Annotated in this window: 22 protein-coding genes; 11 read left to right on the top strand and 11 right to left on the bottom strand. The window is 46.1% G+C overall.

What is annotated here, in order from left to right:
* Positions 1-3: 3 nt before the first annotated feature.
* From ACXAC1_RS17840 to ACXAC1_RS17820, 5 genes are all read right to left on the bottom strand, one after another.
* Positions 4-636 (bottom strand): hypothetical protein, encoded by a 633-nt coding sequence (locus tag ACXAC1_RS17840; RefSeq protein WP_475063243.1) that lies wholly within the window; start codon positions 634-636, stop codon positions 4-6.
* Positions 629-991, bottom strand: a complete 363-nt coding sequence (locus ACXAC1_RS17835) for a response regulator transcription factor (protein ID WP_475063242.1) — start codon at positions 989-991, stop codon at positions 629-631. The genes ACXAC1_RS17840 and ACXAC1_RS17835 overlap by 8 nt, the downstream gene beginning before the upstream one ends.
* A 168-nt stretch (positions 992-1,159) precedes the next feature.
* Positions 1,160-1,498, bottom strand: coding sequence for an AzlD domain-containing protein (locus tag ACXAC1_RS17830; protein ID WP_475063241.1), 339 nt, complete (start codon positions 1,496-1,498; stop codon positions 1,160-1,162).
* On the bottom strand, positions 1,495-2,220 hold the full coding sequence (locus tag ACXAC1_RS17825; protein WP_475063240.1) for an AzlC family ABC transporter permease: 726 nt from the start codon (positions 2,218-2,220) through the stop codon (positions 1,495-1,497). The genes ACXAC1_RS17830 and ACXAC1_RS17825 overlap by 4 nt, the downstream gene beginning before the upstream one ends.
* Positions 2,217-2,747: a helix-turn-helix domain-containing protein gene (locus ACXAC1_RS17820; RefSeq protein ID WP_475063239.1), complete on the bottom strand. Its 531-nt coding sequence runs from the start codon at positions 2,745-2,747 to the stop codon at positions 2,217-2,219. The genes ACXAC1_RS17825 and ACXAC1_RS17820 overlap by 4 nt, the downstream gene beginning before the upstream one ends.
* A gap of 246 nt (positions 2,748-2,993) precedes the next feature.
* Here ACXAC1_RS17820 and ACXAC1_RS17815 point away from each other — a divergent pair, with 246 nt between their 5' ends.
* Both ACXAC1_RS17815 and ACXAC1_RS17810 read left to right on the top strand, forming a co-directional pair.
* Positions 2,994-3,971 carry a tripartite tricarboxylate transporter substrate binding protein gene (locus tag ACXAC1_RS17815; RefSeq protein WP_475063238.1) on the top strand — a complete coding sequence of 326 codons (978 nt, stop codon included), beginning with the start codon at positions 2,994-2,996 and terminating at the stop codon, positions 3,969-3,971.
* A 15-nt stretch (positions 3,972-3,986) separates the two neighbouring features.
* The gene (locus tag ACXAC1_RS17810; RefSeq protein WP_475063236.1) at positions 3,987-5,942 is read left to right on the top strand and encodes a tripartite tricarboxylate transporter permease; all 1,956 of its coding nucleotides are present in this window, start codon (positions 3,987-3,989) and stop codon (positions 5,940-5,942) included.
* 57 nt (positions 5,943-5,999) lie between these two features.
* On the opposite strand, the gene ACXAC1_RS17805 is transcribed toward ACXAC1_RS17810, so the two are convergent.
* On the bottom strand, positions 6,000-6,914 hold the full coding sequence (locus ACXAC1_RS17805) for a LysR family transcriptional regulator (protein ID WP_475063235.1): 915 nt from the start codon (positions 6,912-6,914) through the stop codon (positions 6,000-6,002).
* A gap of 108 nt (positions 6,915-7,022) precedes the next feature.
* Between ACXAC1_RS17805 and ttdA the strand changes: the two genes are divergently transcribed.
* Together ttdA and ttdB are read left to right on the top strand one after the other, a co-directional pair.
* Positions 7,023-7,922 (top strand): L(+)-tartrate dehydratase subunit alpha, encoded by a 900-nt coding sequence (gene ttdA, locus ACXAC1_RS17800; protein ID WP_475063233.1) that lies wholly within the window; start codon positions 7,023-7,025, stop codon positions 7,920-7,922.
* A complete protein-coding gene (ttdB, locus tag ACXAC1_RS17795; protein WP_475063232.1) occupies positions 7,919-8,527 on the top strand; it encodes a L(+)-tartrate dehydratase subunit beta in 609 nt (202 codons plus the stop codon). Before ttdA ends, ttdB begins: the two co-directional genes overlap by 4 nt.
* Positions 8,528-8,612: 85 nt before the next feature.
* On the opposite strand, the gene ACXAC1_RS17790 is transcribed toward ttdB, so the two are convergent.
* The 5 genes from ACXAC1_RS17790 to ACXAC1_RS17770 all read right to left on the bottom strand — a co-directional run bounded on the left by ACXAC1_RS17790 (position 8,613) and on the right by ACXAC1_RS17770 (position 14,510).
* Positions 8,613-9,395: a heme ABC transporter ATP-binding protein gene (locus ACXAC1_RS17790; RefSeq protein ID WP_475063231.1), complete on the bottom strand. Its 783-nt coding sequence runs from the start codon at positions 9,393-9,395 to the stop codon at positions 8,613-8,615.
* A complete protein-coding gene (locus tag ACXAC1_RS17785) occupies positions 9,395-10,435 on the bottom strand; it encodes a FecCD family ABC transporter permease (RefSeq protein ID WP_228190364.1) in 1,041 nt (346 codons plus the stop codon). The genes ACXAC1_RS17790 and ACXAC1_RS17785 overlap by 1 nt, the downstream gene beginning before the upstream one ends.
* Entirely contained in the window at positions 10,432-11,268 is an 837-nt protein-coding gene (locus tag ACXAC1_RS17780) for a heme/hemin ABC transporter substrate-binding protein (RefSeq protein ID WP_475063229.1), read from the bottom strand. The genes ACXAC1_RS17785 and ACXAC1_RS17780 overlap by 4 nt, the downstream gene beginning before the upstream one ends.
* Positions 11,258-12,325, bottom strand: coding sequence for a hemin-degrading factor (locus ACXAC1_RS17775; RefSeq protein WP_475063228.1), 1,068 nt, complete (start codon positions 12,323-12,325; stop codon positions 11,258-11,260). Before ACXAC1_RS17775 ends, ACXAC1_RS17780 begins: the two co-directional genes overlap by 11 nt.
* Positions 12,326-12,386: 61 nt before the next feature.
* On the bottom strand, positions 12,387-14,510 hold the full coding sequence (locus ACXAC1_RS17770; RefSeq protein WP_475063227.1) for a TonB-dependent hemoglobin/transferrin/lactoferrin family receptor: 2,124 nt from the start codon (positions 14,508-14,510) through the stop codon (positions 12,387-12,389).
* Between the two features lie 249 nt (positions 14,511-14,759).
* Between ACXAC1_RS17770 and ACXAC1_RS17765 the strand changes: the two genes are divergently transcribed.
* From ACXAC1_RS17765 to ACXAC1_RS17735, 7 genes are all read left to right on the top strand, one after another.
* Positions 14,760-15,551, top strand: coding sequence for an SDR family NAD(P)-dependent oxidoreductase (locus ACXAC1_RS17765; protein WP_475063225.1), 792 nt, complete (start codon positions 14,760-14,762; stop codon positions 15,549-15,551).
* A gap of 74 nt (positions 15,552-15,625) precedes the next feature.
* Complete coding sequence (locus tag ACXAC1_RS17760) at positions 15,626-16,588, top strand: ABC transporter substrate-binding protein (RefSeq protein WP_475063224.1); 963 nt, start codon at positions 15,626-15,628, stop codon at positions 16,586-16,588.
* 74 nt (positions 16,589-16,662) lie between these two features.
* The gene (locus ACXAC1_RS17755) at positions 16,663-18,636 is read left to right on the top strand and encodes an ABC transporter permease (RefSeq protein WP_475063223.1); all 1,974 of its coding nucleotides are present in this window, start codon (positions 16,663-16,665) and stop codon (positions 18,634-18,636) included.
* Between the two features lie 26 nt (positions 18,637-18,662).
* Positions 18,663-19,706 carry a quaternary amine ABC transporter ATP-binding protein gene (locus tag ACXAC1_RS17750; protein ID WP_475063221.1) on the top strand — a complete coding sequence of 348 codons (1,044 nt, stop codon included), beginning with the start codon at positions 18,663-18,665 and terminating at the stop codon, positions 19,704-19,706.
* Positions 19,707-19,829: 123 nt separating this feature from the next.
* Positions 19,830-20,603, top strand: coding sequence for an SDR family NAD(P)-dependent oxidoreductase (locus tag ACXAC1_RS17745; protein WP_475063219.1), 774 nt, complete (start codon positions 19,830-19,832; stop codon positions 20,601-20,603).
* A 2-nt stretch (positions 20,604-20,605) separates the two neighbouring features.
* On the top strand, positions 20,606-21,307 hold the full coding sequence (locus ACXAC1_RS17740; protein ID WP_475063217.1) for a FadR/GntR family transcriptional regulator: 702 nt from the start codon (positions 20,606-20,608) through the stop codon (positions 21,305-21,307).
* Between the two features lie 156 nt (positions 21,308-21,463).
* Positions 21,464-21,766: a hypothetical protein gene (locus ACXAC1_RS17735; RefSeq protein WP_475063215.1), complete on the top strand. Its 303-nt coding sequence runs from the start codon at positions 21,464-21,466 to the stop codon at positions 21,764-21,766.

The raw sequence follows: 21,766 nt of genomic DNA, 5'->3' as shown, positions 1-21,766 counted from the left end.
GGCTTATTCCCCAAGCTCGTTAAGGTAGTTTTGTAGCGCTTCTTTAAAAGCATCTACGATTGAAAAATCAATGGTGAAAACCAAATGTCCAGACAAGTCTTTGTGTTTTAAGCTAAAGTCGATGGTTAAAAGCATGACCACAACAGACTTGGGTTTTTCCCCTTTGCTTAAGTGTTTAAGCAAACTGTCTGATTCAATATGGAAGGTCGTAGGGAGATCTGTATGCAGACTTTCGCCAAGAATGTTGGCAATGGTCGATAGGCAGTTGTTTAGCAAAATATTGCCAAGCTCTGATAGAACTTCTTGTTCAAGTTCCGCGTCCAGCTCAATGTCATCGTCTAATTCTTCGCCGAGCATTGCCGTGACTAGGTCTAAACTACGTGCCTCAGGGAAAAGTAGTGTAGCGGTACCGCCAATAAACCCTTTGAACTCCTGGCTCACGCCACTTAAGGCAACAGAAAGTCGCTCATTGAAAGCACTTTCCGCTTCTTCATAAGACAGAAACTCAAGTTTTGGCACGCATAATGTCACTTCATCATCGGCAATTTGAGAAAGCGAAGCGGCTGCTTTCCCAACACCGATGTTCATGAGCTCAACCACTAAGTCATGTTCATCAGGGTTAAGGTAATTAATCACAGAAGCCTCCTATCACTTCAGCCAGTTGGCTTGCGTTGACAGGTTTGCCAACAAACTCTACTCCTAATCCCTTTGCCTTTTCTTGAATGGACGTTTGAATGTTTGCCGTGACAAGCACGTATTTCATATCGGGATGCTGACCAATGATGGCTTCCACCAACTCTAAACCATTGCGACCAGGCATGTTGAAATCAATCAATGCGATGTCAGCAGTATTGTCTTGCAGATAAGCTTCGGCGACATCAGCGTTTTCAGCCTCGGAAATTTCAAAGTCTTGCGATACACCCTTAATCGCTTTTTTTAATCCCATTCGGCTTACACGGCTGTCGTCAACCAATAAAACTTTAACTGTCATGGCAAAATCCTGATATAAATCAATTTGTTTTTTTGATAGTAAATCAAAAGAACTAAGATTGTGATGCCGTAAAAGCATAAATTTGTGTAGTTATTGTTAATTGAGAGAGTTTTTGTGGACAGAAAACATATGGTATTTCATCGCATTAGGTTTTTGAAATAAAGGTGCTTAACCTAAAAGCACCACAACCACGCCAAATATCGCAACGCCGGAAAAGATCGGCCAGCCCATTGAGCGCGTTCGACGCCATACCAAGTAAGTCGTCATGACTCCAACAAAGGTTGCAAACCACGTTGTCACGGAAGGATGAGCGGGGACTAGTGAGGTGCCAAACATAGCCGCGATCATTGTTGGTCCCAAAATCGTCAACCAACTTGGTATATTGGCAATGCCTTCTTGAGTGTTCTCTCGCTCTAGTTTTCGCGCCATCCATAGATACGGCAACAGTCGAATCAAATACGTTCCAATAGCGATGGAAAGTAGGGTAACCCAAATCGTATTACTCATGACTGTGCTCCTTGTTTGCCAGTGTACTTTAGTGCATAGAACGCTAGTGCACCGCACAAGGCTGCCGCTGGGATAGCGATATTTGGAAAACCAAAGACTTTCAGCAACATGGCAGAAGCTGCGGCACCTGCGATGGTCACTGTCCACTGAAGACTGTTGCAACGGGGCACGATGAGTACAAAGAACAAAGCCGGCAAGGCAAACGGTAGGGCCTCATTTATTAATGGCCAGCGCTGCATTAACTCATCCCCGGCAATGGCTCCTAGAGCCGAGCCTCCAATCCAACTTAACCAAGCCAAGGTTGCCGCTCCGGTGTACCAGCCAATGCGTGATTCACTGGGTATTTGTGGTAAGCGAGTATGGGCGATGGCGAAGATTTGATCCGTTAAGCCATGCATTAAAGGCCCCCAGCGGGCATCCTTAGTTAAGTAGGGCGCTAAGTTTGGGCCATACACCACGTGTCGAGCATTGATCAGTAACGTCATAATTATCACCAACCAAAGTGGAGCGCCAGAGGCCACCATAGCAACAAATAAAAACTGTGATGCACCAGCGTAGATAAAAGTCGAGATCAAAATGGTTTCGAGCACACTGAAACCAGATTGAACAGAAATCAGACCAAACGAAATCGCCACAGGAATATAGCCGCCTAGAAGTGGGATCGCATCTTTAACACCTTGCTTCCAGGGTGTAATAGATAAAGGTTGTGCCATGGTACTCATATTGATGGCTCCTGCTTAGGGTAGGTAATCACCATGATCAAAGTTGTCCATAAATCCCCGGTTTGATAACAGTGAGATTTGTCGGCTGAGAAGGTAAACGTATCGCCAGCGCTAAGCTTTTGTAGGTCCTGCTCTTCACCAGCAAACAATTCGCCACTAACAATAGTGATCGATTCAGTGGACCCAGTGATATGAGGTTCTGACAGTTTGGTTGTATTAGGCGCACACGACATCCAGTAGACATCGACCCTTGGGTTATCTGTGCCTTGGTCAATCAGTTTTACTTGAATGCCATTTTCACCCAATGAGGCGGGTACTCGGGCGATTAAGTCACTAAAAGGCACATTCAGCTGCACCGCTAAGCGCCAGATTGTTTCGATGGTCGGGTTACCATCCCCTTGCTCAATCCTAGACAGATTGGATTTGGCGATGCCTGCATCCTGTGCAAGCTGTGACAAAGACAAGCCTTTCTTAAGACGTAGGGTTTGTAGATTCCGGCCTAAAATATCGAGATTTGGTTTTTCCATAGAGTTGGCTTCTCATTTGAGCATTATATAAATCGTTCTATATATTGAACGTTCTATATATGGAACAAACGAAAGTCAATCAAAGAAGCTGATTTTGCACAATGTATGTGCAGTTGGCCTAAAGGTAATGAGATAAGAAGTCATTATTGAAAAAAAGTGAATAAAGATTTAACCCTCAGAAACCCTAAGGGATTAAGCTTGTGGTTATAGTGAGTTGGCTAGTTAATCACAATAAAGGGTTAAACAATGAATAAAAATAAAATTGCTCGTTTTACCAAACCTCTTCTTACTGCCATGACAGTAGGAGCTTTATCTATGTCCATGTCGGCAATGGCGGCTGAAGACTTTCCATCAAAGCCCATTAACTACATTTTGCCATTCAATGCCGGCGGCGAGTCTGACTTATCTGCTCGTTTCCAACAAACCGTATTTGAAAAACATGCCGGCGTTAAAACGGTAATCCAGTACATGCCAGGTGCTGGTGGGGCGGTTGCGTGGTCACAGCTAAACGGTATGGAAGGTGATGGCTACACTATTATGGGGATTAATATTCCGCATACCATCATGCAACCTATCGTGAAAGATTCGGGTTACAAAACCGAAGAACTGACTCCTATTTACTACTTCCATTACACGCCGAATGCGATTTTCGTTCCAGCAAACAGTAAGTTCGAGAAATTATCCGACTTGGTCGATTATGCGAAAAAGAATCCAGGTATGGTGACGTTCGCTGGCTCAGGCTCTAATTCCGCCAACCACATTGGTCAAACCTTGTTCGATAAAATGACAGGTGTCACCACAACATATGTACCTTTTAGTGGTATCGGTCCTGCAATGACGGCATTGATGGGAAATCAGCTGACGGCAGGGTTTAACTATGCCACGTCTGGCGCTAACGCCGGGGATAAGCTGCGTATGTTGGCGGTATCTGCTGAGAAACGTTTGAATGCCTTCCCTGATGTGCCGACATTTAAAGAGTTAGGTATTGATTTAGTAGGTGGTGCTTACCGCGGTTTGGCTGTACCAAAGTCGACCCCTGAAGAAGTTCGCCAGAAGCTATCTAAGATCATCGGTGATATTAACAGCGATCCAGAGTTCGTTAAAAAGATGGAAGACAATGGCTTTGTGCTAACGGACATTCCATACGAGCAAATGGATGAGTTTATGGCTGCCAATCAAAAGGAATATGAGGGCGTTGCTGAGTTGCTGGGCCTTGGCAAATAAAAGCAGGTATTCAAAATGGAACTACTAAGCTATTTAGTTGAAGCCCTCACGCCTTTAAATCTGATGCTTGCATTGGTTGGCGTGATCGCTGGGACGGTTATCGGCGCCATGCCTGGGCTGTCAGCGACAATGGCTGTCGCTGTATTAGTGCCATTTACCTATGTGATGGGGCCAGCTTCTGGCCTCATCGTACTGGGGGCGATTTATACGGGTGCCATTTATGGTGGTGCGTTTGCGGCAATCTTGGTCAATACACCAGGAACACCTTCTGCCATTGCGACCACGTTTGATGGCTATCCGATGGCAAAACAAGGCAAAGGTGCATTGGCTATTTCCTTAGCCACTCTTGCCTCCGTCGGCGGGGGTGTAGTGGGTGGCATTGCTTTGTTATTACTTGCCCCTCCGTTAGCGGAAGTGGCGTTAGCATTTGGTCCAGCCGAGTACTTTTGGATGGCGGTATTTGGTCTTACGTTGATTTCCGCATTATCAATTGGCAATACTGTAAAAGGTTTGATTGGCGCTTGTATCGGTTTGATTCTCTCAACCGTGGGTGTGGCGGTGGTGGGTGGCGATGTACGCTTTACCTTTGATCAAGTGTCATTATTAGGTGGCATCGACATCACTTCGGCCATCATTGGTCTTTACTGTATGCCAGTGATCATTGATTTGGTAGCGTCGAAAACGCCACATTTAAACTTTGCCAAAGTTGAGGGGGGATCTTCTCTTAAAACGGCTTTTGCTCTCGCTGCAAAGCGTAAGTTCAACCTTCTGCGCAGTTCCATTATCGGTACTGTAGTGGGGATCTTACCTGGAGCAGGTGGCTCTATTGCAGGCTTGGTGGCCTATACCGAAGCTCGTCGGAGTTCTAAAGAGTCAGATCAATTTGGTAAGGGGGCTCCGGATGGCATCATTGCAACGGAGTCTGCCAACAATGCTACCGTGGGTGGGGGCTTTATTCCGACCTTGGTGTTGGGGATTCCGGGCACACCACCTGATGCAATCATTCTAGGTGCCTTATTGGTACAAGGAATCAAAACCGGTCCCTCACTCTTTACTGAGCAAGGCAGCATTGTCTACACCTTTATCTACGGTTTGTTGATTGCAACCATATTGATGTTACCAGTTGGACTGGTGCTAGGTAAGTACGCTTACAAATCGATTGCCAAGACACCGAAACAGTTGTTGGTGCCAACGGTGGCGTTTTTAACTGTGATTGGTAGCTATGCGATCCATAGCAATCCACATGATACCTTTGTGATGTTCTCCTTGGGGGTTTTGGCATGGGTATTGTCGAAATTCGGTTTTAGTGCCTCGCCTATAGTATTAGGTCTAGTGCTTGGGAAAATCGCTGAACAAGGTTTTGTGCAAACCTATTTGATTGGTTCTGCACAAGGGCGAGTGTTAGAAATGTTCTTTGGTCGTCCGATTTCGATTGGCATCATTATCTGTGCAGTGTTTGCCTTGATCTATCCATTGTGGATGGCGCGTCGCAATAAGAGCCAAAAACTAGCTGTCGCACCAGAGAATAAACCTGCTACCTTGATGGTAACGCTGCTGATCATGGTAGGAAGTGGGGTACTGCTTTCGCAAATGGATGGCATGTCAAAATTAGGCGCTGTATTCCCAAGCTATATTTTGTATGCGGTATTGGTTCTATCAGGTTTGTTGCTGATTCGACTGTTGAAAACGAAGCATTCAACGCCGTTTCTACAGTTGGGTGTTTTGCCCACTGCACGTCAGTCAGCAGTTGTCGTGACGATCGGTTTATGGACGATGTTTATGTCGACTTTGGGCTTTGCTCTGTCTTCTTTGTTAGCGTTTACCAGCATCATGCTGATAGCGAACTTTGATAAACCGAAGCTGGTGCCAATGTTGCGTAACGTGTCGGTATCGGTAGTGATAGTGGCGGCATTTTACTTATTAATGAAAGAAGTGTTGTTATTGAGGATGCCAGCAGGGATCTTGTTTTAAAGTATAACGGAAATAGCTTTACTCAAGTCATTGCTTAATATTCCTACCAGAAAGGTCCTACCAAAAGGACCTTTCTTTGTTTTCATTGTTTAAAAACGAATCCTGTAAGTAATCTAAAAAGCGAGTGACTTTAGCGGATTGATTCAAGCGTTCCATATACACCGCGTAGATATCAGCTTCGGGCGTATCATAATCGTTAAAAATTGCTTCCAACTTTCCTTGGCGCATGTATTTTGCCATGTCCCATTCTGCGCGCATCACAATGCCATGACCATCTAATGCCCAGCGTAAAGCGATTTCGCCATCGTTGGTGAGCATATTGGCCTTCACTTTGACCACTTCTTCTTGATTGTCTTTGTAAAAGCGCCAAGCGCTGGCTACTTGTTGGTTTTGTTTGATGATAATGCAGTTGTGCGACATTAACTCCGCAGGCGTCTCAGGTTTCCCAAAGCGCTTAAAATAGGTGGGGGAAGCACAGACTAAACGGCGATTAGGGGCTATTTTACGGGCAATTACTCGTGAGTCTGGCGCTGGACCGAAGCGTATACACACATCTACTGATTCATCCGGAAGAGTGATAGGGCGGTCGGTGAGCATCAACTGGATTTCCACTTCTGGGTTCTCATTCAAAAACTCCGACAAGATCGGTGCAATGTAATTCCTGCCAAACCCTAAGGGAGCGTTAACGCGCAATAAGCCTCGCGGAGTTGAGCGTCGGTTGGTGACTGCTGCTTCCATTTCTTCGATTTGCGCTTTGATGTCCTTAGCGTGCTGCAGATAGATTTCCCCCTCATTGGTCAAGCTAATACGGCGGGTAGTGCGATTGACTAGGCGAACCCCGAGACGAGACTCCAGATTGTTCAAGCGTTTTGTTACCGCTGAAGGTGTTAAGTTAAGCTCACGAGCCGTTGCGGATAATGCGCCATTTTTGGCCAGTGAAATGAAAAATTCGAACTCTGAATTTGCGTCCATTGTTGCCTCTAGGGAAAAAGTGTCTGTCTTTTATTTTTAACTGATGACGTCTGATATCCCTAAAATCATATCACCAGCCTCATGATAAAAACCAATAAAGGGGGAGATATGAGCAGCGAAAACTCTGTGGAGTACATGTCTGACGTGATGACCAAGTTTACCAGTTACATTGGCAAACGTTTACCGAAAGACGTTAAGCAAAAACAAGCGGATTTGAGAAAAAAAGAAAAGAATCCGATGGCCATCGAGATTTACGACACCATGGCCGAAAACCAAGAAGCGGCGGATAAATTAGACCGTCCGAGCTGTCAAGACACGGGTGTTATTCAATACTTTCTAACGGTCGGTGCCAAATTCCCTTTGATCGGTGAGCTGGAAGATATCCTTCGTACCGCCACCCTTGAAGCGACTAAAAAAGGCCCGTTACGTCACAACGCAGTGGAAACGTTCGACGAGAAAAATACCGGTACTAACACTGGCTCGAAAATCCCATGGTTGGATTGGGATATCGTACCGAACGATGATACGGCGACGATCGAAGTCTACATGGCCGGAGGCGGTTGTACCTTACCAGGCCACGCTAAAGTCTTGATGCCAGGACAAGGTTATGAAGGTGTTGCTGACTTTGTCTTTGATGTGATCACCTCTCGTGGCATCAACGCATGTCCGCCATTGTTAGTAGGCGTTGGAGTATCGACGTCGGTAGAAACCGCTGCGCGTTTGTCGAAGAAAGCCATTTTGCGTCCAGTGGACACCTCTAACCCGAATGCTAATGCCGCCTTGATGGAGCAGTTGTTGGAAGATGGCCTAAACGAAGTAGGGATTGGGCCTCAGGGCTTAACCGGTGATAACACGGTGATGGGGGTGAATATTGAATCCTCTGCACGTCATCCATCGACCATTGGTGTTGCGGTATCCACTGGCTGCTGGGCCCACCGTCGCGGCACGATTAAGTTCAACTCGGATTTAAGCTACGAAATCATCTCTCACGAGGACGTCACACTATGAAAAAAATCCTAACGACCCCGATTTCAGATGAAGCATTGGCCGACCTTAACGTGGGGGACATTGTTTACCTGACTGGACACTTAGTGACTTGTCGTGATGTTGCCCACCGTCGCCTTATCGAGCTCAAGCAGAAACTGCCAGTGGACGTGCGTGGTGGGGCTATTTTCCACGCAGGCCCCATTGTTCGAGAAAAAGACGATGGTTCTTATGAAATGGTTTCCATCGGCCCAACAACCAGTATGCGAATGGAGAAATTTGAACGCCAGTTTATCGCCGAAACGGGTGTGAAAATGATCATTGGCAAAGGTGGTATGGGTGAGGAAACGGCCGCGGGCTGCCTTGAGAACAAGGCAGTTCACGCGGTTTTTCCTGGCGGTTGTGCCGTGGTCGCAGCCACCAAAGTGGAAGCCATTGAAGCGGCAGAATGGCGTGATCTGGGCATGCCAGAAACCCTGTGGGTGAACCGCGTCAAAGAGTTTGGTCCATTGATTATTTCCATCGATACCAAGGGAAATAATATCTTTGAACAGAACAAGAAGACGTTCAACGAGCGCAAAGGGGCCATCCTTGAGCGTATTCATGAACAGGTCAAATTCATCAAGTAATCGAGGAGCCTCCATCCAGTGGGGGCAAGACTTTTTACAGCGGTAAGGCCTTGTGGCTTTACCGCTTAGCTTGTTGCTTTTTGGATTAGTGCCTAAATTGCCATTGTGGCAAAGGCTTCTCCGAATGGTCAATTTGTATCAGATCTGCTTTGTATGTGTTTTCGACCACAGAAGTTTGGTGCATCTTGCTAGGAGTGTCGTAGTAAACGGTTTCACCTCGCTCGATGATGAGCAATGTATCTGCATAAAGTGTTGCCAAATTCAAATCGTGCAACACACAGAAGATACTCATGCCTCTCTCTGTCATCGTTTTTAACAACCGCATGACGATTTGCTGCTGTTGAAGGTCTAATGCAGAAATTGGTTCATCGAGGAAGAGTAGTTTGCCCGTCAAATCCTGCTCGCCTTGAGCGAGTAATTGCACGAGTACTCGCGCTAGTTGAACACGCTGCTGTTCACCACCAGAAAGGCTGTTAAACACACGATCTGAGAAATGCGCCATACCAACCATATTCAAGACATCAGTTATCGCCTTGTCTTGCTCTTTGCTGGTCAGCGACCATGGGCTCAGCCCTAAACTCACCACTTCGTGTACGCGCAAAGCAAATGGTATGGATAACTGTTGAGTTAACACCGCCCTAGATTGAGCAAGTTCATTTAAAGGCCACTGTTCCAAAGTCGTGTTATTTAAATGGATACTTCCTTGTGATGGCTTGAGTGTTCCCGCACAACATTTAAGTAACGTCGATTTACCCGCTCCATTAGGGCCAAGTACCACAAGTAATTCACCCGGCAATAGGTCAAAGGTTATGTCACTTAGCAGCGTGTCACGCTGATGTTGATAAGACAGTTGAGTTACTTTTAGCATTACTGTCCTCCCTTGATATTACGCATTAGTAGCCAGAGGAAAAATGGTCCACCAAGTAAGCTAGTCACCAAGCCAACGGGCAATTCTGCAGGGATGACCAGAATTCTCGCAACAGTGTCGGCACTGGTTAGCAGGGCTGCTCCAAGAATGGCGGAGCAGGGTACCACGAGGCGGTTATCAGAGCCGAACATCATGCGTACCAAGTGTGGAACCATCAGGCCAATAAACCCGATTAAGCCAGAGAAAGCCACGGCAACGCCCACTAGCAATGCAACAACAAGCACGATTTGCCCTTTAAAACGCTCAACATCTAAGCCTAAATAACGGGCCTCTTCCTCACCTAAAAGTAGCAAGTTAAGCTGTTGAGATTTAATCACCAAAAAGATCAGCATTGGGCTGAGTAACGAGGCAAGTGTAAACACATGTTCCCAGCGGGCTCCGCCAAGATTGCCCATGGCCCAGAAGGTTAAGGCGCGTAATTGCTCATCACTACTGATGTAGGTGAGTAAACCTGTGGCAGAGCCTGCAATCGCATTGATGGCAATTCCCGCCAACAATAGATGCAAGACCGATACTTTTCCTTGGTTCTTGGATAAGCGAAAAATGACGCTACAGGTAATTGTCGCTCCGATAAAAGCCGCAAAGCTTGATGTATATGGTTTCAGCCATTCTACCTGTTGCAGAAACTGCCAGCGTTCTCCAAAAACGATCAGAAGTCCTACCGCCACCGAAGCACCGGCTGCAATACCCAGTAAACCTGGGTCGGCCAATGGGTTGCGAAATAGTGCTTGCATCAACGCACCTGACACAGCCAGTGTCGTACCTACTAGCATTGCCATGAGTAGCCTAGGTAAACGCACGTCCATAATGATGTCTTGATCTAATGAATAGCCAGTTGTTTGCAACACGCTAAACCACGAGATCTGATATGCACCTTGAGTTAATGCCCATACGCTGATCCCTCCTAATAAAATAAAGAGATACAGGTATGGGCTAATCGATTGGCGTACCTTAGTCAGTGATTGGACAAGTTCGCTCATGGTGTCCAATCACCCATTTGCTGATAAATAGCTTCAATGGCTTGTGGGGTTCTAGGTCCGAAGCCAAGAGCGAGTAGGGTATCAAGTTCGATTAAACGCTTTGCTTGCGCCGCTGGTGTGCTTTTAATGCCAGGAATGCGCCAAATAGTATCCGCTTTCGAACCATGACTACCATGTGACGTTACGACAATGGCATCAGGCTGAGCTTGCATCAGGGCTTCGGGCGTGAGGTTTTTATAACCTTGAACGTCACCTGCGGCATTAATCGCTCCTGCAAGGTTAAATAGACCGTCTGGCCCAGTATCCCGACCAGCAATCATCGGTGATCCACCCATTTGCATAATAAATAAGAGCCTTGGCGCTTTAGTCCAATTCTGGGGGCGTTCTAATTGATCAAACGCGGCCTCGACATCTGCCACTGCAGTTTGTCCTTTTGCTGGAACCTGTAGGGCATCAGCAACGGTTTGAATAGCATCGAGGATGCCTTGTTTAGTTCTCGGTGTATCAATAACCTTGCTCTGAATACCGGTATCTTCCAGCTGACGCAGTACAGATTGCGGTCCAGCGGTGGTTGTCAGTAATAGCATGTCAGGACGAACACTTAGTACGCCCTCTGCTGAAAGGGTTCGCTGATAACCCACCTTTGGAGTTTGATTGGCCGCTTCTGGATAGACGCTACTAGTATCAGTAGCGACTAATTGATCAGATTCCCCTAGCAAGTAGACAATTTCGGTGACGGTGCCACCGATACTGACGACACGTTCAGCACAAGCTGTAGAAGAAACAAAACTGGCACTTGCGATTATAAGTGCTAAGAGCGCTTTACATGACATGGCTAGGCTCCTCTTTTTCAACAGATTCAGCAAGCTCTTGCCATTTAGGGAGTTCCACTTCACCTGGCTTACGTTTACCAAACAAAGTGATCACTGAGTCGCCGTATTGGTTAAAGGCTTCGATGGACGTGATGATGCCGTCTTTACTTGGGCGTCGGATGATCCACGTTTCAGTGATGAGGTCCGGTCTGAGGTGAAGGCTAAATTCAGGGTCCAAGATATTGAACCAAGGCCCATAAGGCATCAGTTTTTCGATGGTGCCGCTGAAAATCTGGATACAGCCTGGGTTGCCAACAAATATCATGATCGGACATTGTTGTTGCTGGGCCTGCTTTAGGGCATCAACGACCGCATTAGGGTTCAGTTTCTGCGCCCAATTTGGACCAATATTTCGTAGTGCCTGCGTGCGGCTCAGTTGATGCTTCTTCAACATTCCGTGATATTCATGCACGTCTTTCAAGTCCGCCCAATCGCGGTCGAATTGTTGGGCATCAAAGTTTTCTGGTGCGCTCTGAGCTGGGCTGATTTTCTGAGGGCTTGGCTCGAATTCAATGTTTTTAGGAGCGTCGTCACGAAATTGCTGTGTGATTCGCTGCCACTCGTTCTCGTTCGAGGCATCTGTTTTATAAACTTTGTGTACAGCAATGCCATATTGATCGAAGAATTGAAGGCTTTCTCGCCCGTTTTCAATCACATGAAAACCACTGTGCCATTGGCTTAAAAATAGTCTTAGGTCTAAATCATCAGATAAGACCAGCCCCATTTTGCCTTCACCATAAATGCTTAGTTTTCGATAGATTCCATGATGCTCGTGAACGGCTTCTTCGTTACGAGTGATGGTCATGATCTCACCGATCTTTACTAACTCGGTCAGCAGTTCAGTGAATGGGAATTGTAATTGCCATACTTGATTTCCTTGGCGGCATGCTACCAGCTGTCCTTCGCTGACGTTTAACGCTGCGGCAAGCTCACGTGCGCGGCGTTTAGGTTGTTCTTGTATTTCAGCCTGAAAACGTTGAAATAGCGTTGGTTCAGGCATAACGTCAGAAACTGTCATAAGTTAACTCTCAGCTACAAAAAAATAGGCAGTGTTGATGAACACTGCCTTGTGGGTGGCGTTAGAATGAAACCGTTACATCAACACCGACATTTCGGCCTGCACGAGTGTATCGAGCTAGATTGGCGCTGTTATTGGAAAGACTGCGAATGTCATTCCATACCCAGTACTCTTCATCGAAGGCGTTAAATACACCGGCATTGATCGTTACGTAGTCGGTTGGTTTGTAGTACGCAGTTAGGTCAACCAACGTGTGGGACGGAGTGGCTAACCAGCTGTCTGACTCGGCAAGGTCGCTGGCACTTTTACTAGCTACCCAAGTTAGGTTTAATTTTGAGCCCCATTGTTCATTTGGTGCGTCATAGCCAAGACCTGTGACCAATGTAAGAGGGGAGATGCTGTTCAGCGCCTCGTTGCTGTTTTTATCTTCACCATCAGCATAAGCAATGGCTCCGGCAATACTCCATCCTTCACCAATTACTTGATCTAAAGACCATGCGCCTTTGGCTTCAACCCCTTTGATGACAACATCGTTTAGGTTAATCGTTGTGTATTCACCGTAAGGGTTTTCTGCTGTGGCGCCGAGGCGGTAATTGCTTTCAATGAAGTTATTGTAATCATTGTAGAAGGCGACCACTTCAGCGAAACCGCGGTTGGTTTCATAGCGCACGCCAGCTTCTGCGAACAAACTTTCTTCAGGCTCTAGATCAGGGTTTGGCACAATTGCGTAGCCTCGACCACTGCTGTAGTAGTAATAAAGCTCGTCTAGTTTAGGAGCACGGAACCCTGAACCTACTTTACCAAACACAGACGTTGTCTCAGTGATGGCAAATTCGCTAGCCAGTTGAGCCGTGAAGGCTTCGTTGTTGCTATCGTCATAGGCAGAAACGTACTCATCACCTGTTGTGCTGTAGCGGTAGCTGTCAAAGCGAATAGCTGGGGTCAATAGCCAGCGATCGTTGACTTGCCAAGCATCTTCAAGATAAATACCTGCGATATCCGCATCGGCAAGAGGAGAGAAACGAGAGTTACTGTACAAGGTATCTTGGTTGTAGTTCTCTAACGATTTCTGCTCAGCATTTATGCCGTATCTCAATTGATGTTGGCCTAGCTGCTTGTTGGCATCGGCCTTAAAAGCAATGGCTTCTTCTTCATAGAATCGTTCAATGTTTCGCACCGGTGTGCTGGCAATATTAGTACGGTTCGTGGTCTTAGTATTTTGATAGTCTAACTGCCATGCAGCACTATCAAATGCAGGCGTTCTGCGCTGATATTCTTGGAAAATACCAATTCTCTGGCGAGTCAGGTTATCATCAGCATCACGAAGTTGACTGTTTGTGCTTTCCGAATAGAGATCCGACGTCATCTCACTTTCATAGTGTTCAGCGATGAGGCCAATCTTATTGTGCTCGGATAGGTGGTATATGCCTTTCAGTAATAGGTTGTCTGAACCATTATCTTGAGGGTCAACTGACTGACGATCGCTTCCCATCGTAACGTCACCGTTGCTATCTCCGTAATAGTTTTCCGTTTCTTCACCATCTCTGTGCGTATAAACAACTAATGACTCAAGTTTGCCTTGGCGATTGGCCACAGTAACGGTTTCACTCAACTCATTTGACGCACTCTTGTAGCCTAGCTTTACGCTGCCGAAAGTATCATTTCCTTCAGGATTCAGGTAAGAGGCTGGCGATTTAGTTTGGTAGCGAACACTGCCACCAAACGCACCGCTACCGGCAACGACATTACCACCTTTTTCAATGGTGATTTTCTCTAGGGAATCTACGTCCAGTGCATTACGACCCGTACGTAAATACGTTGAAGTCGGGCCATAAGCATCGGCTTGATCCATGCCATCAACGCTTAATTTAACTCGGTTTTCATCTAGACCACGGATCGTAATACCACTTATACCGAAACGAGCGTCTTGAGTCGTGCTGACACCAGGCTCATAGCGCACAGCATCATTTAAATCACGGACTAGATTCGTCTCAAGTTCTGCATTCGTTACCGTGCTAGTGCTACTACCAATGGTTGAGTTGTTATCCAAAGCCTCGGATTCAACGGTAATGCTCTCTAAAGCGACGGATGTTTGGTTAGTTTCAGCCCATGCTGAAGAGTGTCCAGCCAGTAAAACAGCGCTGGCAATGACGGATAGGGGGAAGCGATTTTTGATTTGTCTCATATACCTTTCTCTAATTCACGTGTTGCACGTTTGCACAAAGGAGACAGAGTTATACAATAAACAATTGAGAATGGGAATGGTTATCATAAACATTTAAGGTTTTTGATGTACAAATGTCCACGGTAATAACTAGTTGTTTTAAATGACCTGCAACTTGGTAAAGAAGTTGACAGAAATTAATTTTAGATGTATTGGTATGGATGCTATACCAATAGACCATTAACCCAGTGGGAGCAAAAGGAACCAAATATGAAACTTAGTCAAATTACCCAGTCGGGCTGTTTGGATGGAAAAACTGCCCTCATTACAGGCGGAGCAAGTGGGATTGGTGCTGCTGCGGCGTTTCAATTTTCAAAGCAAGGCGCGCGCGTTGCAGTACTCGATATTCAGGAAGAAGCGGGGAATCAAATCGTTGAAACCATTAAAGCCAATGGTGGCGATGCGATTTTTGTTCCGTGTGATGTGTCTCGAGCAAAGTCGGTAGAGAAGGCCATCGACGAGGTGATTTCGGTATATGGCGTGATTGACTCTTTGTTTAACCATGCTGGCACCATCATCGTTAAACCACTTCATGAATCAACGGAAGATGATTACGACCGTTTAATGGATATCAACGCAAAATCGGCGTTTTTAGTGTGTCGCAAAGTGGTACCACACATGGTGGAAAATGGCGGTGGCTCAATCGTGATCACATCCTCTATCGGCGGTGAGAAAGGCTTTGCTTTGGAATCCATCTACTGCATGTCAAAAGGCGCGGTGTTGCAGCTCGCCCGCTCGATCGCTATCGAATACCGCGAACAAGGTATTCGTTGTAATGCCGTATGCCCAGGTTTTGTTAAAACAGCGCATGGCTTACGTGAAATAGATGAGCTAGACGGCCTAGGGCAGAACTGGGACGACTCAGAATTAAAAGGCGCGCAAGTTAGAATCTGCGAGTCAGATGAAGTGGCTTCTGCGGCCATGTATTTGTTATCGGATAACGCAAGCTTCGTAAATGGAACGGCGTTGTACGTTGACAATGGTTGGTATGCCAAAGGCTAGCCAACCGCATATATGACTGAAAAGAAAGCAATTATAAACAGTCCCTCTCAATAACAGTACAAAAGGAAACTATAATGAAATCAATTGTATCTGCATTAGTCGTTGGATCACTTTCTTTGGCGGCAGTACAGCCAGCGCAAGCATTTCAACCAGAATCAAATGAACCTATTAAGCTGATGGTGGCCGATTGGACATCGATGTTGGTGAACACTGAAATCATGAACATCATCCTATCGACTTACGGTTACAACGTTGAAAAAGTCATTGCCGATGACTCGGCACGATACCCAGGTTTCGAGTACGGTGATTTACACATCGCTATGGAAACATGGCAAACCACACAACAAAAAGCGCTAGCGGCCTCCATCGCCACTGGAAAAGTGTTGGACTTAGGCGAAACTGGCATGCATGCCAAAGAAGACTGGTGGTACCCACTGTATATGAAAGAGCGTTGCCCAGGCTTACCAGACTGGAAGGCCTTACAAAGCTGTGCTGATGCGTTCGCTACCGCTGATACCACGCCAAAAGGCCGTTATCTAGGTGCTCCGGTGAGCTGGGGGGGCAATGATGAAGAACGTGTTGAGGCGTTGAATTTACCATTCGAAGTAGTGCATGCCGGTACTGCTGCGGGCTTAACGGCTGAGCTTCGTTCCGCGTACGAGCGTAAAGCACCAATTGTGTTGTGGGTATACGAGCCAAACTGGGTATCTAAGGCGTTTGAAGGTGAGTTTGTTAATTTCCCAAAATACGAGGAAGCTTGTAGCACGGATGCATCTTGGGGGCCAAACAAAGAGTCAACATTTGACTGTGGTAAACCTGAAGGTTGGATTAAAAAGATGGGCTGGGCTGGTGGTGAGCAAAAGTGGCCATGTGCATATGACATCGTGCGTAACTACACGATTGATAACCCAACCATCAGTGAGTTGGTTTACAAAGTAGACGTTGATGGTGAAAGCGTTGAAGACGTTGCAATGGAGTGGGCAAAAGACAACGAGGCGATTTGGCGCGAATGGGCTTCCTGCGCCGCGGAAGTTTAATTGAGTAATTCCCGTACCCGATAAATGATGGGTACGGGATACCTTCTTTGTTGTTTGAGTTTTAAGGAATCATTATGGCTAAAGTAATCGATAGAAAGCCGAAATTATCGGTTTCCTATATTTGGTTATTAGCACTACTTTTATTGGCTATGAGTTGGTTAATGACTTTGATCGGTCACTCCAATCAGCAGATCATCGATGGCCTACAACTTCCTTTGTCTGATTGGCTCGGAAGTGCGGTGAATTGGTTTGCTCGCGATGCGGCAATCGGTACGATCACGGTTCAAGATATTACCCGTAGTTTTGCTGAGTGGGTCAATTGGCCCATTAATTTCTTAAATATGCTGCTTTCAGAAGGGGTGGTCAGTGGTGCGGGTTTTAACAAAACCCAATTACTACCACCTCTGTCTTGGTTCGGTATTACTTTAGCTTTGTGCTTATTTGCTCGCCGTATTGGTGGTAAAGCATTAGCTTGGGTGTGTCTAATAGGTTGTGCTTACTTAGTGTTTTTTGGCTTATGGCCAAATGCTATGACCACCTTAGCCAGTGTCATTATGTGCGTGGTGGTAGCGGTCGCTCTTGGGTTATTTATCGGCATTCTCTCTTACCGCTCAGAGGGTATCGAAAAATGGGCACAAGCGACCATGAATGTTATGCAAACGGTGCCGATCTTTGCTTATCTATTACCCACTTTACTTTTATTTGGCTATGGCCCTAGTGCAGCACTGTTAGCGACTGTTTTATATGCCTTACCACCAATGGTTCATGCCACCATTTTGGCTTTGAAATCGGCGCCTGCTGAAATTCGAGAATATGGCCTGATGGCTGGCTCTACTCGTCGTCAACTCCTATGGAAAGTGGAGCTGCCCACGGCTTTGCCGATGCTAACCGTTGGCCTGAACCAAGTGGTCATGATGTCCCTTAACATGGTGATCATTGCCTCTATGATCGGCGCCGGTGGTTTGGGTTACGATGTATTGAGATCATTACGACGCTTAGATATTGGCGGTGGTCTTGAGGCAGGTCTTGGGATTGTTGTCTTAGCAGTAATGTTGGACCGTATCACCCAAGCCTTAGCCAGAAATCAGTCCTCAGGTTTAGATCATAATGTGAGAGCTCCGCGCTGGTGGTTTTATCTGGGGCTTATCCTCATACCTACAGCATTGAGTTTCTTGATACCCGCACTGAACCAATGGCCGAAGGCGTGGACGTTAACAACAGCGCCCTTTTGGAATGATGCCATCACTTACATCAATCAGCATTTCTTTGATCAGATGGAAGCCCTTAGAACCTTTGCTTTGATTAATGTTATGACACCTTTTAGGGACTTTTTGGTGTTTTTGCCAATCCCAGTGGTGATGTTGGCGCTTGCCATTGTTTCTTGGTTGCTGGCAGGCTGGCGATTAATGGCAACGGTATTATGCTTGGCTAGCTTTGTGGCGGTGTCAGGGTTTTGGGATGCCGCTATGATTTCGGTGTATCTAACTGCATGTTCTGTTGTGGTAGCAGTCTTGATCGGCTTTCCCATTGGTTTATGGGTGTCTTCCACACCTGCGCTGCAGAAACCTGCAGGCTTAGTGCTTGATACGCTACAAACCTTGCCAACCTTCATTTACTTATTGCCAGCGGTCATGTTGTTTCGAAATGGAGACTTCTCTGCCTTGATTGCGATCACTTCTTATGCCGTTGCGCCAGCGATCCGTTACACGATTCACGGTTTGAAATCAGTCCCTTCTAGTCGAATAGAGGCGGCAATAATGGTGGGGTGCAGCGCTTGGCAAACACTAAGATATGTCCGTTTCCCTGCTGCGTTTCCAACGCTTATTCTAGGTCTGAATCAAACTATTATGATGGCGCTTTCGATGCTGGTGATTGCAGCGTTGGTGGGGACTCGTGACTTGGGCCAAGAGGTTTACATTTCTTTGACTCGTGCTGATACAGGCACAGGACTGATAACAGGTTTAGGTATTGCGGCAATCGCATTGATAGCAGATGCACTGCTAAAAGCTTGGGCGGCTAATAAACAATTAAAAATGGGTGGGCAGTAGTGTCTGCTTTGCAAAAGGAACACAGAATGAACATTCAATCAACCATTGAACAACGTCCTACAATGTTGTCAGTAAGCGGTTTATGGAAGGTGTTTGGTGCGACAGAACAAGAGTTTAAAGCTGTAAATGGTACAACGCTTTCAGATGAGCAAATTGCATCGCGAGGCTGGACGGCAGCAGTGAAAGATGTCTCCTTGGATATAAAAGAAGGAGAGATATTTGTCATTATGGGACTTTCAGGATCAGGAAAGTCGACTCTGATAAGAAGCATGACACGCTTGAATGATCCCACCAGTGGCAAGTTGGTTGTCGCAGGGCAAGATGTAACCAAGGCGACAGACAAGATGTTACAAGGTTTACGCCGTAAGTCTTTAGGGATGGTATTTCAGCACTTTGCTTTGCTGCCGAATCGAACTGTGCAGGATAACATATCGTTCCCTTTAGAAATCCAAGGGATGTCAAAGCAAGATTATGATCAAAAAGTAAATGATCTAATCGAAACGGTCGGCTTAAAAGGAAGAGAAGGGCACTTCCCAAGTGAACTGTCAGGTGGTCAACAGCAACGCGTAGGTATTGCCCGTTCACTTGCTAATGATCCAAAAGTTTGGGTCCTGGATGAGCCGTTCTCAGCCTTGGACCCTTTAATTCGAGCAGATCTGCAAGATGAGGTGTTACGTCTGCAACAAACGCTTCATAAGACCGTTATTTTTATTACCCACGACTTGGATGAAGCGATCAAGATTGCTGATCGTATCGCCATCATGGAAAACGGTCGCATTGTACAGGTGGGGACACCGGAGCAATTGGTTGCACAACCTGCCAACGATTATGTGAAGCGCTTTGTCAGTAAAGTGCCTTTGGCGAAGGTGACGCGTCTCAGAAACATCATGCAGCCTTTACAGAACGATTGTGTTTCCAATCTAAAGCTGGATATGGATGCCATTGTTGAAGCGGTTGCGCCCGTGGTGATTGAGCAAAATACAGACATCATAGTGACCGATCAAAACCAGCCTGTTGGTCAAGTGGCGCTGTCTGATTTTATCAAGGTACTGGCAGGAGGCGCACGATAAATCGTCATACCGAGTAAGTACCTAGGCAAGGGTACTTGCTCGTATTCATCCGGGATTTATGGCACATTGAATATCCATAATGTTAGGTATGTTGGTCTAACTAATTGTTTAGGATGGATTTATATGAGTACTAAATACTCTTTAACTGGCAAAGTGGCGATTATTTCTGGTGGTGCCAATGGTGTGGGTGCTGCCAGTTGCCGATTGTTTTGTGAGGCGGGGGCATCGGTCGTGTTTTTGGATCGAGACCTAGGTGCGGGCGAACGATTAGAAAAAGAGTTGCGTGCAAGCGGCTATTCCATTGAATTTGTCCCCGCCGATGTCTCGAAGGCTGATCAAGTTCAGCGCTCGATAGAGCACATTCAAGCACAGTACCCAAAAATTGATATCCTGTTTAACCATGCGGGCATTATGTTGGTGAAACCGTTCCTAGATATCACCATTGATGAATGGGATGAACAGTTTGATAACAACGCTAAGAGTACCTTCTTGTTAACCCGAAAAGTGTTGCCGATGATGTTAGAGCAGGGCCACGGGGTGATCGTCAGTACCTCAACCACTGGCGTAAAAGCGGTGACGCATCTTGAGTCAGTTTACTGTGCCTCAAAAGCGGCCATGCATCAGCTCACCCGAGCCATTGCGGTTGAGTATCGGGATCAGGGGATTCGTGCCAATACGATTTGCCCAAGTTTTGTTCGTACTCACCATGGTGAAGATGAAATTCAACAATTACGCCAATACGGTGTGTTCGCGTCGGAGAAGGACTTAAACATGATGCAAGGAAGAATTTGTGAGCCAGAGGAAGTGGCGAATGTTGCGTTGTTCTTAGCTTCAGAAGATTCCAGCTTTATTAATGGTGCTGAGATCTTTGTTGATAATACGTTTACGGCTGTTTAATTATGCTGTGGGGATTGAGACCAGTAGAGCAGCAAGCCGCTTATGGCTTGGCTGTAGATCGTATTAAGCGACAAATTCATATGGGCTTTATCATGCCTGGAGAGCGTCTTCCAGCGGAGCGCAAGTTGGCAGAAGAAGTTGGGCTTTCCCGTGTTACATTGCGCGAGGCATTGCGTGTTCTAGAGGCGGAAGGCTATATCACCACTCGTCGCGGAGCCCATGGTGGCGCTTTTGTTGCAGAGGCAATTGTATTAGACGATATCGCTCATAAGCGCTTGATGTTAAATCCGTCTCATATTATGCGAATTATTGAATTCCGTGAGGCTAATGAGGTGTCAGCTGTGCGATTAGCTTGTGATCGGTCTGCGTTGCCTGAACTAAAGCGCATGAAAGCGGCATTGAAGGATATGCAAGCCGCAGAGTCAGGGGATCAGTTTAAGAGTGCTATATCATATTTTACCCTTTCTCTAGGGGATGCATCGCACAACAGTTACATTGCTGATGCGATTGAGCATGGCTTATCTCAAACTTTTTTGCCAGCCAAACTGTATGACTCTCAAGAGTTGATGCAGTTAATGACTGATCATTACCAAGAACTTCTAACCGCTATCGAGAGTAACTTGCCCGATTTGGCAGAACAGGAGGCAAGCGCACTTTTGAAAGTTATCCGTAAACTCGCAAGAGAGACGCTTCGCAGTGTGTAAGCTCATTAAATACTTTATTAAAGTACTTAGCCCTAATCATAACCCTTGGTTATTGTTATATGGGTGCAAATGTTGTTTGTGGCACTTTAATGACGGTAGTTACTATCAAGAGTCAAAAGGAACTACCTATAAAATGTCATAAATAAAGGTTTTAAAATGCTGAATTTGTCTTGGAAGCAAAGGTTTTTGATTACGATTGTCACTTCTGTCTTGGCTTTGGTGTGTGTGGCAATAGCTATTCTGTGGAGTTATCAAACTTTAGAGAGGGCCAACGGTGTTAAGGACAATGTCTCGACCTATCAACAGCAGATAACAACTTTTTCCAATACATTGCTGAAGTTAAAACAAAGCGCTAATGCGTTATCAATTAATGAGGCTGCAAGGTTTGAATCATTGCTGAATGACCTATCGATGCAGGCGCAGTACATTAAAGAGCAAGCTGAAAAATCAATGATGTAG

The organism is Marinomonas sp. AWM4_232 (assembly GCF_056158325.1).
The sequence above is the reverse complement of the archived record's forward strand: the minus strand, read 5'-3'. Positions and strand labels throughout refer to the sequence as shown.

Coding starts and splice junctions, on each gene's coding strand:
- ACXAC1_RS17835 (WP_475063242.1), bottom strand. CDS start 991: ATGACAGTTAAAGTTTTATTGGTTGACGACAGCCGTGTAAGCCGAATG.
- ACXAC1_RS17830 (WP_475063241.1), bottom strand. CDS start 1,498: ATGAGTAATACGATTTGGGTTACCCTACTTTCCATCGCTATTGGAACG.
- ACXAC1_RS17825 (WP_475063240.1), bottom strand. CDS start 2,220: ATGAGTACCATGGCACAACCTTTATCTATTACACCCTGGAAGCAAGGT.
- ACXAC1_RS17820 (WP_475063239.1), bottom strand. CDS start 2,747: ATGGAAAAACCAAATCTCGATATTTTAGGCCGGAATCTACAAACCCTA.
- ACXAC1_RS17815 (WP_475063238.1), top strand. CDS start 2,994: ATGAATAAAAATAAAATTGCTCGTTTTACCAAACCTCTTCTTACTGCC.
- ACXAC1_RS17810 (WP_475063236.1), top strand. CDS start 3,987: ATGGAACTACTAAGCTATTTAGTTGAAGCCCTCACGCCTTTAAATCTG.
- ACXAC1_RS17805 (WP_475063235.1), bottom strand. CDS start 6,914: ATGGACGCAAATTCAGAGTTCGAATTTTTCATTTCACTGGCCAAAAAT.
- ttdA (WP_475063233.1), top strand. CDS start 7,023: ATGAGCAGCGAAAACTCTGTGGAGTACATGTCTGACGTGATGACCAAG.
- ttdB (WP_475063232.1), top strand. CDS start 7,919: ATGAAAAAAATCCTAACGACCCCGATTTCAGATGAAGCATTGGCCGAC.
- ACXAC1_RS17790 (WP_475063231.1), bottom strand. CDS start 9,395: ATGCTAAAAGTAACTCAACTGTCTTATCAACATCAGCGTGACACGCTG.
- ACXAC1_RS17785 (WP_228190364.1), bottom strand. CDS start 10,435: ATGAGCGAACTTGTCCAATCACTGACTAAGGTACGCCAATCGATTAGC.
- ACXAC1_RS17780 (WP_475063229.1), bottom strand. CDS start 11,268: ATGTCATGTAAAGCGCTCTTAGCACTTATAATCGCAAGTGCCAGTTTT.
- ACXAC1_RS17775 (WP_475063228.1), bottom strand. CDS start 12,325: ATGACAGTTTCTGACGTTATGCCTGAACCAACGCTATTTCAACGTTTT.
- ACXAC1_RS17770 (WP_475063227.1), bottom strand. CDS start 14,510: ATGAGACAAATCAAAAATCGCTTCCCCCTATCCGTCATTGCCAGCGCT.
- ACXAC1_RS17765 (WP_475063225.1), top strand. CDS start 14,760: ATGAAACTTAGTCAAATTACCCAGTCGGGCTGTTTGGATGGAAAAACT.
- ACXAC1_RS17760 (WP_475063224.1), top strand. CDS start 15,626: ATGAAATCAATTGTATCTGCATTAGTCGTTGGATCACTTTCTTTGGCG.
- ACXAC1_RS17755 (WP_475063223.1), top strand. CDS start 16,663: ATGGCTAAAGTAATCGATAGAAAGCCGAAATTATCGGTTTCCTATATT.
- ACXAC1_RS17750 (WP_475063221.1), top strand. CDS start 18,663: ATGAACATTCAATCAACCATTGAACAACGTCCTACAATGTTGTCAGTA.
- ACXAC1_RS17745 (WP_475063219.1), top strand. CDS start 19,830: ATGAGTACTAAATACTCTTTAACTGGCAAAGTGGCGATTATTTCTGGT.
- ACXAC1_RS17740 (WP_475063217.1), top strand. CDS start 20,606: ATGCTGTGGGGATTGAGACCAGTAGAGCAGCAAGCCGCTTATGGCTTG.
- ACXAC1_RS17735 (WP_475063215.1), top strand. CDS start 21,464: ATGCTGAATTTGTCTTGGAAGCAAAGGTTTTTGATTACGATTGTCACT.